Annotated in this window: 14 protein-coding genes and 1 CRISPR repeat array; of the genes, 9 read left to right on the plus strand and 5 right to left on the minus strand. The window is 61.1% G+C overall.

Translation table 11 applies throughout. The features are described 5' to 3' along the window. Positions 1-64 precede the first annotated feature (64 nt). A CRISPR array of direct repeats spans positions 65-758; the repeat unit is 37 nt; unit sequence GTTTCAAACCCCTTCAAAGCGGGGCTTTTTTTGTGTC. Positions 759-919: 161 nt separating this feature from the next. After that, positions 920-3,124, plus strand: coding sequence for a WYL domain-containing protein (locus EKD05_RS15505; protein ID WP_129674318.1), 2,205 nt, complete (start codon positions 920-922; stop codon positions 3,122-3,124). Positions 3,125-3,164: 40 nt separating this feature from the next. Here the strand turns inward: EKD05_RS15505 and cas2 are convergent, their stop codons facing one another. Genes cas2 through EKD05_RS15530 form a run of 5 tightly spaced genes read right to left on the minus strand, consistent with a single transcriptional unit; the run spans position 3,165 to position 6,495 of the window. Beyond that, complete coding sequence (cas2, locus tag EKD05_RS15510; protein WP_129674320.1) at positions 3,165-3,440, minus strand: CRISPR-associated endonuclease Cas2; 276 nt, start codon at positions 3,438-3,440, stop codon at positions 3,165-3,167. A 9-nt stretch (positions 3,441-3,449) separates the two neighbouring features. Further along, positions 3,450-4,442 (minus strand): CRISPR-associated endonuclease Cas1, encoded by a 993-nt coding sequence (gene cas1, locus EKD05_RS15515; protein WP_129674322.1) that lies wholly within the window; start codon positions 4,440-4,442, stop codon positions 3,450-3,452. 1 nt (position 4,443) lies between these two features. Beyond that, on the minus strand, positions 4,444-5,856 hold the full coding sequence (locus EKD05_RS15520) for a reverse transcriptase domain-containing protein (RefSeq protein WP_129674324.1): 1,413 nt from the start codon (positions 5,854-5,856) through the stop codon (positions 4,444-4,446). Positions 5,857-5,863: 7 nt separating this feature from the next. Beyond that, entirely contained in the window at positions 5,864-6,310 is a 447-nt protein-coding gene (locus tag EKD05_RS15525) for a ribonuclease HI family protein (RefSeq protein ID WP_129674326.1), read from the minus strand. Next, positions 6,298-6,495 (minus strand): hypothetical protein, encoded by a 198-nt coding sequence (locus EKD05_RS15530; protein ID WP_129674328.1) that lies wholly within the window; start codon positions 6,493-6,495, stop codon positions 6,298-6,300. Before EKD05_RS15530 ends, EKD05_RS15525 begins: the two co-directional genes overlap by 13 nt. 518 nt (positions 6,496-7,013) lie before the next feature. On the opposite strand from EKD05_RS15530, the gene EKD05_RS15535 reads away from it, so the two are divergent. The 8 genes from EKD05_RS15535 to cmr6 all read left to right on the plus strand — a co-directional run bounded on the left by EKD05_RS15535 (position 7,014) and on the right by cmr6 (position 16,800). Further along, entirely contained in the window at positions 7,014-8,456 is a 1,443-nt protein-coding gene (locus tag EKD05_RS15535) for a hypothetical protein (RefSeq protein ID WP_129674330.1), read from the plus strand. Between the two features lie 92 nt (positions 8,457-8,548). Then, positions 8,549-9,559, plus strand: coding sequence for a CRISPR system precrRNA processing endoribonuclease RAMP protein Cas6 (cas6, locus tag EKD05_RS15540; RefSeq protein ID WP_240695807.1), 1,011 nt, complete (start codon positions 8,549-8,551; stop codon positions 9,557-9,559). A gap of 295 nt (positions 9,560-9,854) precedes the next feature. Beyond that, positions 9,855-11,879, plus strand: a complete 2,025-nt coding sequence (gene cas10, locus EKD05_RS15545) for a type III-B CRISPR-associated protein Cas10/Cmr2 (protein WP_129674332.1) — start codon at positions 9,855-9,857, stop codon at positions 11,877-11,879. Continuing rightward, positions 11,860-13,110 (plus strand): type III-B CRISPR module-associated protein Cmr3, encoded by a 1,251-nt coding sequence (locus tag EKD05_RS15550; protein ID WP_129674334.1) that lies wholly within the window; start codon positions 11,860-11,862, stop codon positions 13,108-13,110. The genes cas10 and EKD05_RS15550 overlap by 20 nt, the downstream gene beginning before the upstream one ends. Beyond that, positions 13,091-14,374, plus strand: coding sequence for a type III-B CRISPR module RAMP protein Cmr1 (gene cmr1, locus EKD05_RS15555; RefSeq protein ID WP_129674336.1), 1,284 nt, complete (start codon positions 13,091-13,093; stop codon positions 14,372-14,374). The genes EKD05_RS15550 and cmr1 overlap by 20 nt, the downstream gene beginning before the upstream one ends. Then, positions 14,367-15,305, plus strand: coding sequence for a type III-B CRISPR module RAMP protein Cmr4 (gene cmr4 / locus EKD05_RS15560; RefSeq protein ID WP_129674338.1), 939 nt, complete (start codon positions 14,367-14,369; stop codon positions 15,303-15,305). The genes cmr1 and cmr4 overlap by 8 nt, the downstream gene beginning before the upstream one ends. After that, positions 15,305-15,706 carry a type III-B CRISPR module-associated protein Cmr5 gene (cmr5, locus tag EKD05_RS15565; RefSeq protein WP_129674340.1) on the plus strand — a complete coding sequence of 134 codons (402 nt, stop codon included), beginning with the start codon at positions 15,305-15,307 and terminating at the stop codon, positions 15,704-15,706. The genes cmr4 and cmr5 overlap by 1 nt, the downstream gene beginning before the upstream one ends. Further along, positions 15,703-16,800: a type III-B CRISPR module RAMP protein Cmr6 gene (gene cmr6, locus EKD05_RS15570; protein ID WP_205703956.1), complete on the plus strand. Its 1,098-nt coding sequence runs from the start codon at positions 15,703-15,705 to the stop codon at positions 16,798-16,800. Before cmr5 ends, cmr6 begins: the two co-directional genes overlap by 4 nt. Positions 16,801-16,813: the final 13 nt, after the last annotated feature.

Consider the following 16,813-nt stretch of genomic DNA (forward strand, 5'->3'; position numbering starts at 1 on the left):
GCGCGGCCCCCCCCTGTTGGCGACCCCGTTTGGCCTTTGCTCGGCAGATGGCAGCCCCTATTCTGCACCACTCTCCTTCAAAGCGGGGCTTTTTTTGTGTCTATGAGTGGGCCTATCGGCTTGTGAACGCCGGCATCGTTTCAAACCCCTTCAAAGCGGGGCTTTTTTTGTGTCGGCATCAGCGGTCGCTGTATCGAGTGCCGCCGCGAAGTTTCAAACCCCTTCAAAGCGGGGCTTTTTTTGTGTCCTTTATGAGTGGGATATTGTTGTGGCTCGGTGGAGTTTCAAACCCCTTCAAAGCGGGGCTTTTTTTGTGTCTTGACTGTCGATTACGCCGTACGATCTCACGTTCGGTTTCAAACCCCTTCAAAGCGGGGCTTTTTTTGTGTCGGAGGTGTCAGGGCACACCCCCGATGAGTTTAACGAGTTTCAAACCCCTTCAAAGCGGGGCTTTTTTTGTGTCTTGTCGACGACTCGGCGAATGGCGGTTCAGGTGACTACGTTTCAAACCCCTTCAAAGCGGGGCTTTTTTTGTGTCTACCCTGAAGCGGCCAAGCTCTACCGTACGCAGAAGCGTTTCAAACCCCTTCAAAGCGGGGCTTTTTTTGTGTCGCATTCAATCTGTTCCGCCAGCTTCCAACAGATGAAGTTTCAAACCCCTTCAAAGCGGGGCTTTTTTTGTGTCTTTTGCTGGTTTCACATCCGTCTATGTCGCGCGCTTGTTTCAAACCCCTTCAAAGCGGGGCTTTTTTTGTGTCTGGGTCGCGTCCCGGGCTGGGGCGATAGAGTTGATTGCAGTGCGTCATTTGACGTGCAACCAGGAGCAGGTGAAACTGTATGCAATGTTATTCATGTGGTATCCTGCAGGGTGTATACTTACTCTGACTACATTTTAGCAGGTGACTGGTTGGAGTGCAAGATGCAAGCCTGGGTTTCGTATCTGGCAGATGTTCCGGTGGCGCTGTTACGACTCATTGCGGCATCGCAGCGGGTGTCGTTGTCGCGCCGTGGCTCGCGTGATGAGTGTTTGCTTCGCGTCCGACGGGCACTGTGTCGCCCTGCGGCGGTGCGTGCGGTCTATTTTTCGTTGTCGGCTGAGGCGCAGGCTGCCGCTCAGATGCTCCGGGCCGAGCCACGTACGTTGTCGATGCAGGCAGTGACATCACGGTATGGCCCTCTTCGCTCGCTCGCTGCACTCCGTCAGGATCGGAAACCTCGTTCATTGGCCGAGTTGTTTGTGCTGGCAGGATGGTTGTTGCCGCGTCCGGCGAGCCGTCAGCATCCGTGTCGCTATGTGGTGCCGCCTGAAGTGCGCGCCTGGTTGCCTCGGCCTCTGCGCATTGATGATGTGAGGTGTATGCCTGAGGCCTCGCTCAATGCTGCGCCAGTTTCTCCGTCAGATCTGCTCGCGGTACGTGCTGCGACGCTGGTATTGCTTGCCGCAGCGCAACACCCGGTGGTCGTAGTGCGGAATGGCTGTCCGTCGCGCGCTACATTGCACCGGCTCCGCGTAGGCTTGCTCCCGCTTCCTGCGCTAGAGGCTGAGGCACTGCTGCGCTGGGTGACGCCTCTGCTGGCCGATCTTGCGCTGCTTGCACCCCATGGTCGTGCAGCTGTCCCTGCTCCTGCGGCGGCGGCTTGGCTCGCCGCACCACATGCCACGCGTGTGCAAACTCTGGTTGAAGCCTGGATGCGGGCACCACGACCAGAGGTTGCCTTGCTCCCGCCACGAGCAGCGCAGTCCGGGGTCGATTGGTCGGCGTTGCGCCGTCGTCTGCTCGCGTGGGCAGCGTATGTGCCGGTTACGGTGGTGCCTGATGAGGCGTTTGTTGCGCTGACGGCAGCGTTTGGTCCGCTGGCTGATGCAACCACGCATCCATTTCGTACCAAGCGGCGACCGCCCTGGAATCGCCAGACGATGCGCGAGGTCTGGGGGCGATCCCTCGAGGGGCCATTACGGTGGCTGGGCGCACTGCGTGGTCAGGTCGAAGCGCAAGCCGTGCCAGGGTGCTGGGAGTATCAGGCACCTGGTGAGCTGCGGGTGGCTCATGCTGCGGTTGGGCCTGAGTTGTTGGCCGTGATGCCGTTTGCGCAGGTTGTCGGTGGCGATGAAGCTGGCTTGCTGCTGCGTTTTGAGCAGTCGGTCATCGCACGAGCTGTTGGCCGTGGGTGTCATCTGGGGCGCGCTCGAGCAGTCCTCGAGCAGCAGGCCGGGTCATTGCCACCAGCATGGGAGCCACTGTTTGCCCTGGCTGGCTCGGTACGCGTAGTGCAACGGACGGTCGTGATTGGCGATCAGCCACAGGTGCTTCAGGATCTGCAGCGCTATCGTGCGGTCCATCGTCTGCTTGAGACAATCCTTGCTCCCGGCGTCGCGCTGGTACATCCCGGTCAGGAGGAGCTTCTGGTTGCGCAGCTTGCGCGGCTGGGCTATGCGGCTCAGGTGCTTCCGTCACGACACGAGTCTGTGCCGCTGCCGGATCTGACCCCGGCAGAAACGGCCACATTGCTGCTTGCCAGTCAGTATTATCAGGCGACTGCGCCAGCGCATGCGCCTCTAGGCCCGCACGATGCGTTGCTGGAACGGTTGCGTGCGGCGTTGCCAGCTGCGCTGCGCAACGCGACTGACACGGCCCTGGCTCATCTGCTGGCAACCCATCACGCGACCACAGAGCCTTCGGCGACGCCGCCTCTCGATGAGCCGCCACCTGATCACGCGGCACAGCTGCATCGCTGGCTTCAGGCATTGCGTGAAGCGATTCAGAAGCGACGTGTTGTTGCTGTCCTGTATCAAGGCGTGCTTGATCCGTATCCTCAAGAGCGAGTCTTGCAACCGGTGCGCCTGGAACGGCACGGCGCTGTCTGGTATGCCTATGCGTATTGTTTTCTTGCCCACGGTGAGCGCTGTTTTCGGTTAGATCGGGTCTGGAAGCTTGAGGTGCTGGATCTGACGCAGACCGAAGAACATGCACGCTCGTTACCAACTGCTCCTGCTGATGAACAAGGCCACGATGATAGTGCAAAGCGCGGGAAGCGCGTGCCACGGACTGGCTTTTTTGCGTCACCACCGCCACCTTCCGAGCATCACCCCCTGGTACGGGTCTGGTTACAGGAAGAGGAGTGACAACGTTTTGCAGGGAGGGCTGGCCCTCCCTGCAAAACTTTCAGATCAGGTAATAGCCCGGATCAGTGGTAACCCGGCCAATGCCGAGAATGGCAATGCGCTGAACAGCATCAGCATCCAGGCGATAGCAACGCACGCTGTCGGTATTGGTGTCAATAATTGTTCGTAGTTCTTTCCCAATAGTGGCAAACTCCTGCGTAGTCAGTTCGCACTCAAAGACGCTGTATTGCACCCGTGTCCCATAGCCTTTGAGCAGATTCATCACTTTGGTGCGCCGTTTGTCTTCCACAATGTCGTAGCTGATGATCGTAAACATAGCTGCTCCTCAGGGCGTATAGCCACGATACCGCTCTTGCTCGCCCCGCACGACGCGCGCCACCGCCTGAGCTTGCAGCAAAATCATGCGCCGCATGGGGGTCTGTTCACCGGTAGGCAAACGGGTTGCCGCCTGCATCACGGTTTCGTAGCGCTCGACCAACAGCGCCCGGCCTGTGGCGTCAAGATAGACGGCGTCAGGACGTTGCGCCGGTCGCTCGAACTGGTCACGCCGCATCGCGCCTGTCCCTACCAGTTCAAGCACCAGGCGATCGACGACCAGTGGGCGAAATTCTTCCATCAGGTCAAGCGCAAGCGATGGTCGCCCGGCTTCGATCACATGAAAGACGCCCAGGTAGGGGTCAAGCCCAGTGAACTGGACGGCATTGAGCACGTCGTGCATCAAGAGGGTGTAGCCAAACGAGAGCATGGCGTTGACGGGGTCGGGTGGTGGATAGAAGGCGCGCCCCTGAAACCCCCATGCCTGTTGCAGCGCGGTGCGCCATGCCCCAAAATAGGCCGCTGCACCTGCTCCTTCATAGCCGCGCACGGCGTCTACGTCAACCGCATGTTCCAGCGAGCCAAGCGCAGTCGTAATCTGGGCAACCGCGGTTGGTGCCGCCGACCAGCCACTCGCCGCCAGCATGGTGCGTTGATTGCTCAGCTTTGCCGCAACGATGGCTCGCGCCAGTTCCAGCGTCCAGGCTGGATCAATCACCCGCTGCATATGCTGCAAACGCAATGCCCCAAAGCGCGAAGGCCCTGCCGTCAAGGTGGCATAATGGCGACTGCCGCGCTGATTCGTGAGCATCACGGGCACGCCGCGTCCAATCAGGTCAACGAGCAAGGCCGTTGACATCTGCACCCCGCGCCCCATCAAGACAACCTGATCGATCTTGTTGAGCGGGATCTCTTGCAGGATCTGCCCCTGCTTGCTGATAATGACCCGCTGCGCCTCTTTACGTACCATAGCCCCTTGTTCTTGCACATAGAGCGTTGCCATCTCATCCCTCCTCTTCAGGTTTGCGCTGCATCCGCCGTCGTACCTGATTGGCTTGCGCCCGCATCCGGTCAGCCCCATCACGCATCTGCTTGCCCGCCTGACGCGATGCCTCGCGTAAGGCCTGTTCTGCCTCTTCAAAATTGGCCAACCCCTGCCAGTGAGCTGAACCTTTTGACCGTGGGGCCAGGGCCTGGCCCAGGAATTCAAGCCCATCGGCATACGCCACAATCGAGGTCTTGGCTTCGTTGAGTTGGAGATGGAGCGTTGCCAGTTGACGCTGCATCAGGATCAGCGCCCGTTCCGCCTCGTCACGCGAGGCACACATCACAACCAGGTCGTCCAGGTAGCGCACCAGACGGAGCCCGTGGCTCGTCATGGCCAGGTCAAACGGGTGCAAGTAGATATTGGCGAGCAGTGGCGAGAGTGCGCCACCCTGGGGGGCACCACGAGTCGCGCTGGCTGCGTGGGCCCGTAACGCCAGTTCGCTCACAGCGACCGCGCCTGCTGCCAGCGCCCCACCAAGCAACAGACGCTGCGGGCCAATCCGTTGCAGGTGGGGGGCCAGTTGGCGTGCCCCGTTCAAGGCTGGTTGCACCAGGCTCAGCGCCGCGAGCAGGCCACCGGTATCCAAGCCGGGACGCCGCGCCGCACCCCATCCGTTGAAATCCGGTTGTTCCCACGAGGCGGCGGCGTACAGATCGCTCACCCCCGGCGGCATAGCAGGCAGCGGCGGTGGCGGCGGCTCGGTTAACATCCCTCGCAACGCTGTGCCACCTTGCTGCAACAGGCGCGCCAGACCTGTTGGCTCAGAACCATCAGGCGCATCTTCGGGCTGATGCAGCGTTCCGACCTGAAGCCACTGGCTGATCAGATGCAGAATCGCCGGCTCATCAATGCGTTGTCGCAACAGACCCATTAAAATCCGATGATCAATCGTATCAAAATAGCTGGCAATATCGGCATCAACAGCCCACAGCAACCCCTGATCGGCATAACGCGCCACGCGGGTCACCGCCTCGGGCACCCCAACAAAGAGCCGACAGCCATACGAGCAGTCGAGCAAGAGGGGTTCAAAGAGCGGCTGCAACACCTGCTGCACCGCCCGCTGGGCCACGCGATCACGGATTGCCAGGATCGCAATCGCACGTTCACCGCCACTTGCTTTCGGAATCGTCACCCGGCGTGCAGGCAAGGGGCGATAGGTGCCCATGCGCAACTCCTCAGCGAGCCGCGTCATTTGACTCGTCCAGTCCGCCTCAAAATCGCGGAGCGTCACCAGATCACCCCCGGCACTGCGACCACGCCGCACCACCTCGATATTGCTCCGCACCCGCCGCCACGCCAACGTCAGATTCTCGACCCCCACGACCTGTTCCAGCAAGGCTGGACCACGATACATTGGAAACACAGGCATAACGCACCTACCCTCCTTGAAAACGGATTAACGCCATCCGGCCCCCCAGGGCCTCCCAGGCCAAGGCATCAGCCAGACGATTCAATTCCCGTGGAATCGCCACCAGTTCAAGCTGCCCAAACTGTTGGCACAGCGCCTGCGCCTGGACATACAAGGCCCGCAACGCCTCCTCACGGACAGCGGCGCGGCCAGTCAGTTGATCAATCACCAGTCGACTATCACTCAAACAGCGCACCGGCGTACCTGGATACAACCGGAGCATCAACGTCAACCCGGCGATCACCGCCTGATACTCGGCCGCATTGCAACTCGCTGCAGCGGCGCGCAGACAACGCGTACGGAGAACATCCCCGCGCGGGCTGCGCACCACAACACCGAGGCCAACCGTTCCTGTTGGCACATGGCCAGGTGTGCCATCCACCTGCAGAATCAGCGAAGGTTTTACTGGAACCATGACGACACCACCATCGCGAGGAGCACGAGCACCCCGGCCCCCGCAAGCAAAGAACTCGCCAGACATCCACGCACGACCCGTCCCAACGACATTGGTGACCCAAAGATCCCCCGTGGATCAACCGTGAGCGCCATCAAACCCAACAAGGCCAGGACTGTTGCCAGCGTCAAGACACACCAGATCATCACCGTCCCCCTTTCCATCCAGCTTGCTCGCTACAAGCCTTGCCAGAGAAGAGCAAAACGAAGGCAAAACGTAACAGGCAAATTGGGTGATACGTTTTTTGTTTGATCTGCTCTTTTTTTACTGACCGGATAGGTACCGCTCACTTTCAGCATAGTCTTTTGTGCGTCACAAATGTGTTCATTTTTTATGAACACATTTGTGACGCTCTGACAAGCTATGCTGGGGTTGTCGCGGCGACCTGCCAGGTGTGCGCCGCAGGGAGCCTGGAAGTCGAATTGCAACGCCTCCGCGGTCATTCCGAACGAAGCCGCAGGCGCAGTGAGGAATCTTCACGGATCTGCATGGAAGACCCCTCACGTTCGTTCGGGGTGACATGGGCGGGCCGGTGCATCAACCTGGTTGCGCACGGCACCACTGGACCCACCGGCCATTTGATACTCAGGGTGACAATGCGACCAACTCAACGGGAATTGGCATGAGAGCAACAGCGCTACAGGGAATGAGCAAGGAGAAGATCATGAGCACGCAAATCAGCACGACGGTTCACGATGCGGTAGGTGGGGCGGTGATCGAAGGGCTTGCGCTGGCGAAGGGCGAGATGCCGACTCAGTCGGCGGCAAACCAGGTGCCGATGCCAGGCTTTCATACGGGCCTGGCCACGATGCCTCAGCATTTGCCCCGTCAGGTCTTTGGGCTTGCGGCCCAACTGGTTGTGCCCCCAGGAACATGGGCAGTTGTTCACCTGCCTGGCGGCGAGGCGACGATGTATACGCCGGGGAGCTACTGGCTCTGGTGTGCGCCGGGTGCGATCCTTGTCCAGTGGGTTGATGCACGTCGTCAGCAGGTGGTCATTGGCCCGATTGAAGGGTGGAGCGCCGACAAATGGCGGTTTCGGCTCTGGATGAGCGTGGATCTTGCGGTTGCTGATCCCTTGATCATTGCCGCCCACCGCGAACCAATCGTCGCAACGATTGCTGCGGCCCGGGCTGCGGTGCTCGCCTATATCGAGCGGTATCCGCACGCGGCGCTGACCGGCTGTCAGGATGAACACGGAGGCATGGATGGGCCGGCCGCGTTTGTCCAGGCTCGTCTGTGCAACGATCCGGCGCTGGCTGGCCTCGAGATCATCAGTGTGCGCGTGCTTGATCGTCAGGGTGACGAACGCCAGATCGAGGCAGCTACGGCCGCAACAGTTGCCGCCGCCCAAATTGATGAAGAGCTACGGGTCGATGCGGCTCGCCACCGTGCACGGCTCCAGGAATTAGCCGCCAGGGCGACCGAATCTGAACGTGAGCATAGCCTGCGGATGAGCGCCGGGGCCGCTGAAGCCCGCGAGCGTCTCTTGCGGCAACAGGCCGAGGTGCAACAGGCAACCCTGGCCGCGCAGTTGGAGATCACGATGGCGCAGATCAAGGCCCATGTGGCCGAAATTGCGCACGATGAGCAGTCCTGGCAGAAGGATCAGGCTCGGTATCATCTGGAGTGGGAGCGGTTGCAGCAGCAGCAGGCCGAGGCTCATCGTACCGAGCAAGAGGTACGGCTGCTCGAAGTGCAACACGGCCTGGTACGTACCGAGGGTGAGCTTGCGCTGGCGGCGCAGGAACGCCAGCATGCCCAGTTGCTCGCGCTGGCCGATTTGCAACAGAGTCTCACCGAGCAACGCGATCTCCGCGCCCAGGCGGTCGCCGAACGCCGTGAACAACACGAGCGTGCGTTGCTCGACCTCCGTCTGCGGCACGATGCCTTGGTCGCCGAACAGATGACGCGCCTGGAACAGTGGCGCGTCGAGCATCGTGACCTTACCGTTGCCCAGCAGCGCCAGCACGACCGTCAACTGGCTGGCATCGCCGGTGCCGCCCGCATTGCCGCCGCTGCTGCCCATAGCAGCCCGACGATCGCCAGCGAAGGTCCGACTGTCGCTGACGCTGGCTTGAAATTGCTCCAGGATATGACTGAGTAACGAAGATTTTCTCGCTGGCAAAAAGCAAGCTTTGCTTGCCTTTTGCCAGCGAGACAAAAAAGGGTTATACTTGCCCCTATGAGGAATGAGCTATGACCATGGATCAGAACTGGTCGACCAATGCGACGCTCACTCTCCCTCCCCTCTCGCTCATGCGCGTTCGTGTGGTCTATCGCATGCTTGCAGCAACAATGCTGCCCGCATACAAGGGTGCGCTCTTGCGGGGCGGTTTTGGCTATGCCTTTCAGCGTGCGACCTCAGCCTGCCCCCCGGCGTGTTGGGGCCATTCGGCGACCTGTCCGCACACGTTGATCTGTCCCTACCGCCAGGTCTTTGAACCAACCCGCCCTCCTGGTCGCAGCGGTGCCCTCCATAATCTCCACGACATTCCTCGCCCCTTTGTGATTGAACCACCGCTGGAACAGAAACGTGAATATAGGGCTGGTGATGCCCTTGAATTCGGTCTCGTTCTTATTGGCAGTGCCCTTGATCTTTTGCCCAACTTTCTCTACGGTTTTGCCGAGCTTGGACAGGCCGGACTTGGGCGCGATTACGTCCGTGCCCACCTTGAACGTGCGGATGTCTTGCGGCCCTTTCAACAACTGGGGGTCAATGTCTATACCAATGGCGAAGTGGATGTCCCGGTCGAACCACCAACCCACAACCTGGCCGAACTTCCCATGCATGCCGCAGAGTTGCCCGCTGATCTCCAACTGACCTTGCATACCCCGCTGCGCATCAAAGCAGGCGGGGCCTTCATCGAGCACGTTGACCTCGGGGCCATCGTGCAGGCGACCTGCTGGCGGCTCGCTGCCCTGACCAGTTTTTATGGCCTCGTTCCGTGGGACGACGACTACCGACCGATCGTCAGTGCCGCACGCCAAGTGCGGGTGGAACGCACCGCAATCCGCTGGGTTGATTGGGAACGCACCAGTACGCGCGGCGGTGAACGCCGCTCAATGAAGCTTGGCGGTCTGGTTGGCAGCGCCAGTCTGCGCAACGTGCCCCCCGATGTGCGCACCATCCTGCTCGCCGCAAGCCTCATGCATACCGGCAAAGCGTGTGTTTTTGGGCATGGTCGCCTCGAAGTTTCACATATGTGACGAGGTGATATGGTGTAATACCAGTGTCAGCCTTCGCTTCGCTCCGAAGACACGGCTTCAGAATGGGGTATGCTTGCTTGACAGTTTGGAGTGCCGGCTTCAGCCGGCTGAGCTGGAAGCCGACTAAAGTCGGCACTCCAGCATACCAGGAAACGTCTTTTACAGACGACTCACTCGTCTGGGAACGAAGCTTTCTGACCTTCCTGGGTACGCGGGCGTCTCGTCCGCTTCGGGAGCACAAGCGGGCGGGACGCCCGCGCACCCAGGCTCGCAAAACACCGATAAGGAACACGCTATGCAGTATCTCTTTCTCGCCAGCATTGGGCCCGTGCAAGAGTTTATCGCGAGTGCGCGGCGCAGCCGTGATCTCTGGTTTGGATCATGGCTTTTGAGCGAGCTCTCGAAAGCTGCGGCGCTTGCCATTGTGACGTTCAAGACCGACGATCTGGCGCGGCTGATCTTTCCCGCACCCGCTGCCACCGCCTTGCTCTTGCCCGAGACGAGTGAGACCCCGCTCGAGCAGCGCTTCAATGCGGCGAATCGGTTGCTCGCGATCATTGAGGTTCCGTCAACCCAGGCTGACAAGGCCGCCGAAGAAGCGGTGCAAAGCCTCGCGAGCGCCCTCAAGACCGCGCTTGATGATCGGCTTACGGCGATCCGTGACGCAACCTTTGCTGGAATTCCTGGCCGTCAGATGCTCAACACAACGCTGGCGTGGCAGCAGATCGACGATCTCGTTGAGTATACCTGGGTCGCGGTGCCGCTCGAGACCCTTGATGGCGCAACCTATGCCTCTGCCCGCCAGCGCCTTGAGGCGATGATGGCTGCGCGCAAGGCAACCCGCAATTTTGCCCAGGTGACCTGGGGTGAGATGGTGCCAAAATCGTCGCTCGACGGCATCCGTGAATCAGTGATCCCTGAAACAGCCTATCCCCGACGCGCCGATCAACCCGCCGTCCGCGAGCAGAAAGTGCAGGCGCTCTTCGATAACTATGGTGCCGGGGCCGCCGAGCGTCTGTCGGGCGTCGATCTGCTCAAACGCCATGGGCAGCGTGGCAAGGAAAACCGCTTTCCCAGTACCTCGCATTTTGCCGCCCTGCCGTTGATGCTGCGTTTGAGTGCCCCCGCGTATAGCGAGCGGGTGCAACCACTCTGGGCAACCTATCTCAAGGCCCTCCGGGAACTGGGGGTGAATCTGCATGCCGAACAGGTGCCTGAGCAGTTCGCGTTGGCGGGGCCTTTTGGCGTGTATGATGGTTCGCTGCTCTTCGAGACACGGCTGGTTGATGTTTTGAGTGATGAAACCAAGCTTGCCACAGCCCAGGCGGCCCTGCGGACGTTCTATCAGGGGCTTGCTTTTGTCGAAGCACCACGCACGCCGCTGCCCTACTATGCCTTGCTGCATGCCGATGGTGATCGTATGGGCCAGGCGATCGATCACGAGGCGCAACAAGGCCCGGCACGCCATCGCGCCTTGTCGCAAGCCCTGAATGCGTTTGCCACCGGCGTCCCTGGCATTGTGCAACGCCATCACGGGGCCACGGTCTATGCTGGTGGCGACGATGTGATGGCCTTTTTGCCGGTGCATACGGCCCTGGCATGCGCCCGTGAACTGGCCGATCTCTTTGCCGTACAGCTTCAACCGTTTCAGAATACGCAGGGCGAAACGCCAACCCTCTCGGTGGGACTCGCGGTCGCCCATCATATCGAGCCGCTCGCCGATACGTTGCGCCTCGCGCGCAATGCTGAAAAAGCGGCCAAAAAGGTGCCTGGCAAGAATGCCCTGGCGATCACCCTCAGCAAGCGCAGTGGCGTAGATCGCAGCATTGACGGCACCTGGAGCAACCCCACGCAGCGGGAGGCCCTTCCCTGGGCTGCGATGGATACCCGCCTCACGCAGTGGATCATGCTCCATCGCCACGATGAATTGCCCGATGGGGCCGCCTATGAATTACGCGATCTGGCGAACCAACTCACCCTCGCTGAGGCAACCGAGGAGGTGGCGATCACGCAGGCCACCCTCGCTGAGGCAACCGAGGAGGAGGCAAAGATGCAGGCCACCCTGCAGCGGGCGATGCGCACCGATGCGGTGCGCGTGCTTGGCCGGAAGCGTAGTCAGCGGGGACGCGCTGCCTTTGATCAAGGCCTGAAGGACAGCCTGAAAAGCTTGTTGCATAAACAAAATGCCCCGGGCAAGTACGTTGTCACGCTGGCCGGTGTGGCTGATGAGATCATTCTTGCCAGGATCTTTGCCGATGCCTGCGATCTGGCTGAAGGTGCGCTGCAGAAAGGAAAAGAGCTTGAAGCTGTGGCTCATTGAACCGCGTGACCCGTTGATCGTCCGCGATGGCCGACCGTTCGGCCCCGATCCCGGGGCGCGTGCGACCTCGCTGCCGTTTCCGCTGCCTTCCACAACGACTGGGGCCTTTCGCGCACGGCTTGGGGCCCACCTCGGCGGCGATTTTACCCGCCAGGAGCTGATCGATCAGTTGCGCGCAACCAGGGTGCGTGGACCGTTGCTGGTGGAGCTTGACGACGAAAGTCGTGTGGTCAACTGGCTCTTGCCTGCCCCTGCCGATGCGCTGCTTTTGAAGCAGGAAACGCCAGCGCAACACGTCTGTCGTCGCTTGCTGCCGCTTGAACCCTTTCCGGGTACCTTGACCGATTATGCGGCTGAAAAATTGAGCATGGTCGCGCCCGTCGTCTATGCGCCCGATAAAGTGGCCCCCGATACGCCTACCTTCTGGTACTGGGAACAGATGCAACCCTGGCTGCACGATCCGCCTGACGAGCAGACGCTTCAACCTACGACCCTCGGTCATCGGGGGCCGTCAGCCGAACAGCGGATGCATGTGAGCGTGTATGCCGCGACCGGCACCGCCGACGAGGGCATGCTCTTTCAAACGAGTGGGTTGGTCTTTACGCATCGTTCTGGATCCAGCGCACAGACCTCCCTGACGAGTTCGCGTCGGCTTGCGCTGGCGCTCTTTGCCGAGGCTGAGTTTGCTCCGCAACTCGCCCCGATGGGCGGCGAACGTCGGCTGATGCACTGGTATCCGGCGGTTGATGACGCGGCAACGCCGTTGCCCGCGACCTGTCCCGAGCCCATCCGTGCGTTGATCCGCACCAAGCGGGCCTGCCGCGTGGTGCTCGTGACCCCTGCCATGTTCGAGGCCGGCTTTCGCCCGGCATGGCTGCTCGCTGCTCACGCGGGCCTCACTGCAACCCTTGCCGCTGCCGTCGTCGCCCGCCCGCAGGTGATGTCAGGGTGGGATCTGCTCGCTGACAACGGCCCTCGTTCACGCGGCAAGCCAAAGCCAACGCGGCGCCTCGCACCTGCCGGCAGCGTCTATTTTCTCACGCTTCCCGATGCGACGCAGGGCGATGATGCGGCCATTGATGCCTGGATCGATGCGATCTGGTTGCAGTGTGTGAGCGATGCCGCCCAGGATCGCGCTGATGGCTTTGGCTTGGCGCTGCTCGGTGGCTGGAGTGGAACCTTGCGTACGATGAAGATACAGGAGCAAAGCAATGCGGACACCTCCTCCTGACGCGCCAGCAAACATCAGCAAAAAGGCCACGCCTGACCTGGTGACCCAGGTGCGCGCGTACCGCCTGCTCACCCCACTCTTTGGCGGCGGCGCGATCCCACAGCAGGCCGATGAAGTGACGGTGGTGCGTGGCACCGAGGTACGTGGGCACCTGCGCTTCTGGTGGCGTGCGACGCGCGGCGGCCAGGCCAATGGCGATCTCAAGCGGCTCAAAGAGGCCGAAGATCGCCTCTGGGGGGCACCGAGTGACCCTGCGAAGCGCAGTGGCCCGTCGAAGATCCAGGTGGTCGTCGAGCCAACCAGTCGGGGGGAGGTCTTTCAGGTCAAGGATGGCCGCGGGCAGTCGGTTGCCGTTGGTCATTTCCGCTCACCCTACAGCTATGTGGCCTTTCCGCTGCAACAGACCGAAGGCACGGTACGTGCCAACGTTGGTTTTACGCTGACCATCACCTACGCGGCCCAGGATGCCGCCGACGTCGAGGCCGCGCTCTGGGCCTGGGAGACGTTTGGTGGCCTGGGTGCCCGCACGCGCCGCGGGTTTGGGGCATTGCAACGGGTGGATCAGCCTGGCGCACCCGCAGGCGATCTGCTCGCCCTCGTGCGCCAAGGGCTGAAGGATCATGTCGTCAACGGAACCTGGCCCAGCCATGTGCCCCATCTGACGCCAACAATGCCCATCGTGGTCACCCGTTCGTATCAAGATAGCCTCGCCGCGTGGCGCTTCCTCTTTGAACGCCTGAAAGAGTTTCGCCAGGCCCGCACAAAACGCCTCGGACGGAGCAATTGGCCTGAACCAGAGGCGATCCGCAACCTGACGGGCTATCGCTCGAAGGCCCATCAACCCATGCCCACTAGTGGCAAATTTCCGCGGGCTGCGTTTGGCTTGCCAATCATTTTTCAGTTCAAACGTGATGATCAACGTGAAGGCGATCCTCGTGGCAATAATACGCTGCTTGGCGAGACAAAAGATGGTCAGATCCGTGATCGCCTGGCGAGTCCCCTGATCCTGCGCCCGCTTGCCGATGGGGGCGCAGCGTATGGTCTGGCGGCCGTGCTGCAAGGGGTCGCGCTGCCTGACCGCCTGATCATCAAATATGGTCAGCGCCTCCGCAACGGACGGGATCACGACCAGGTTGACGCAATCCTGACCCCCGACGAAGCACGTGAACTGCGTGGCCCCAACAATCAGGGGACGCTGCTTGGCCCCGAGACGGATGTTGTGCAAGCCTTCTTAACCTTCCTCGAAAGGAACAACAATGCCTGATACGTCGTCGGTAAGCGTGGTTTTGCTCCACGCCCTCTCGCCCTTGCACGCCGGAACAGGCCAGGGCATCGGCGTGATTGATCTGCCGATTGCCCGCGAGAAGGCCACCGGACTCCCGTTTCTGCCTGGTTCATCGTTCAAAGGAACCCTGCGCGATTGGTGCGAAACGCAGAAAGATAAGCCAGCGTGCGAAAAGGTCTTTGGGCCGCCCACCGACCGGGCCGATGAACACGCCGGAGCAGCGCAGTTTGCCGATCTGCGGTTGCTCTTGCTGCCGGTGCGCAGTTTCCGTGGCACCTTTGCCTGGGTCACCTCGCCATATCTGCTGCGCCGTTTTGCCCGCGAAGCACGCGAGGCCGGGTTGCCCGCCCTTCCGACCGTCATTCCTGAACCGGCCGATGCCGCGCCAACCGCGCAGGCCGATGCGGCTGAGGCGCTGGTCACCGCAACATCAACGCTTGGTCTTCAACAGGGCAACGCGACCTATGTCTACCTGGAAGATCTTGACCTTGCCTTCAAGGACGATACGCAGGCAACGCTCTGGGCGAGTTGGCTTGGCCAACAACTCTTTCCGAACGGTGGCGATCATGCCGCGTGGCAAACGATGCTGCAAGAACGCTTCTGTCTTGTCCACGATAATATCATGAGCTTTCTGCTCGAAACCGCGCTTGAAATTACTGCCCGCGTACGGCTTGAAGATAGCAGCAAAACCGTTGCCCAAGGCGGTCTCTGGTACGAAGAAGCGCTGCCTGCCGAGACCGTGCTGACCGGATTGGTGCTTGCCAGCCCGATCAGCGCCAGTGGTGCGACCACTCAGGATGTCGAAGGCGTCTTGCTTGCCGCAAGTCGAAGCACGCACCAGTTTGGGGGCAAGGCCACGGTTGGGCGCGGTCTCTGCCGCTTTACCGTCGCACGAAAGGGGAAAGCGTGATGCAAACGCGCAATCAACGCCTGGCCGCAACCATCTATGCCCAGGTTGTCCCACTAAAGGATCATCCTGAAAAGACAAAGTATGGCTCGATGGCGCATCAACTGCCGGTGCTGATCCACACCGCCGGGCTGGCGCAGGCGCTCACCTTTGTTGCGGCCAAGGGCAACGCGAAGAAGAAGGAAGACGAGGACGCCTATTTTCGGCTGCTGCGCGATCTCGCCCAGGTCGTGCTTGATGGGCCAGACGAGCAGCGCACGCGGGCGGCTCTCTTGCAGCGCACCCGCGAAGTACCGCTGGGGGGCTATATGCTGCTCACGCGGCGCACCCTGGAAGCGTTGCTCTGGTATAAGCGGTTTGCCCAAGCAGAACTGGATGTCGAGGGGCCGGAGGTATCTTCATGATGCTGAGTCGTCGCAAAGCACTCCAAGAATGCGGCTGGGCAAGCGACCATGCTGGCCTGCTGCTCGACCGCTATCTCTATCGTGCCGGCAGTGCAAGTGGTGAGAGCGACTCGCCGCAGGCCGAGCTCGTGAAGCAGGTCACCAACGTCCGCGAACCAAAAGCCTACAAGCTCTTTTTCACGCAGTGGCAAGACGCCCTGACCAACCGTGGAGCCGTGCAACGGGTCGCTCGCACCAAGGGCCGTCTGATCCTCAACCTTGGGGCCGAAAGCGTCATTGAGACCTCGCTCGCGCTGCACCGCACCTATGGCATGCCCTACCTTCCTGGCAGCGCCCTCAAAGGCCTTGCTGCCGCGTATGCCCGCCAATATCTCGAAGGCGAAGCATGGCAGGCAACGCGTGACGTCAACCAACCCAGCTACGGCGAGCACTACAAAACCATCTTTGGCACCCCCAAAGAGGCTGGCTACATCACCTTCTTTGACGCCCTCTACCTGCCCGGAAGCGGCCTCAAGGGCCAGGCGCTCTACCAGGACATCATCACGGTTCACCACCCCGACTACTACCAGGGCCAGGGCAGCCCGCCCGCCGACTGGGACAGCCCAACGCCAGTGCCCTTTGTCAGTGCCACCGGACACTACCTGATCGCTCTGCACGGCCCGCCTGCGTGGGTCAACCTCACCTTCGAGATCCTAGCCCTAGCCCTCGACGAACTGGGCATCGGGGCCAAAACCTCAAGCGGCTACGGGCGCATGGCCTTGCTTGAACCACCAGCACAGGCGCAAGCGGCGGTAAGCAGCAGCAGCGCAGCAACCGCCAGCAGCAGCACCCCAACCACCGGCAGTCGCACCTACGACCTAAGCCGCTACCAACCAGGGCACAGCTTTGCCGGCGAAGTGAGTGCCGTCAGCGACGACGAATTTCAGATCCAGCTCCCCAACATCCCCTTCGAGGTCGCCATCGGCGTCATCGCCCGCGGCCCCGACGTACCGAACTGGACCGTGCGCGCCAAAGCCCGCGTCGAAATCGTCCGCCGCCACGAACGCCCTGACGGCATGGTCATCTTTGAGCTCAAGCGAGCGCCGAAGAAGTAGGAAAGGCTTCACG

Source organism: Candidatus Chloroploca sp. Khr17 (genome assembly GCF_004138165.1).
Lineage (GTDB): Bacteria > Chloroflexota > Chloroflexia > Chloroflexales > Chloroflexaceae > Chloroploca.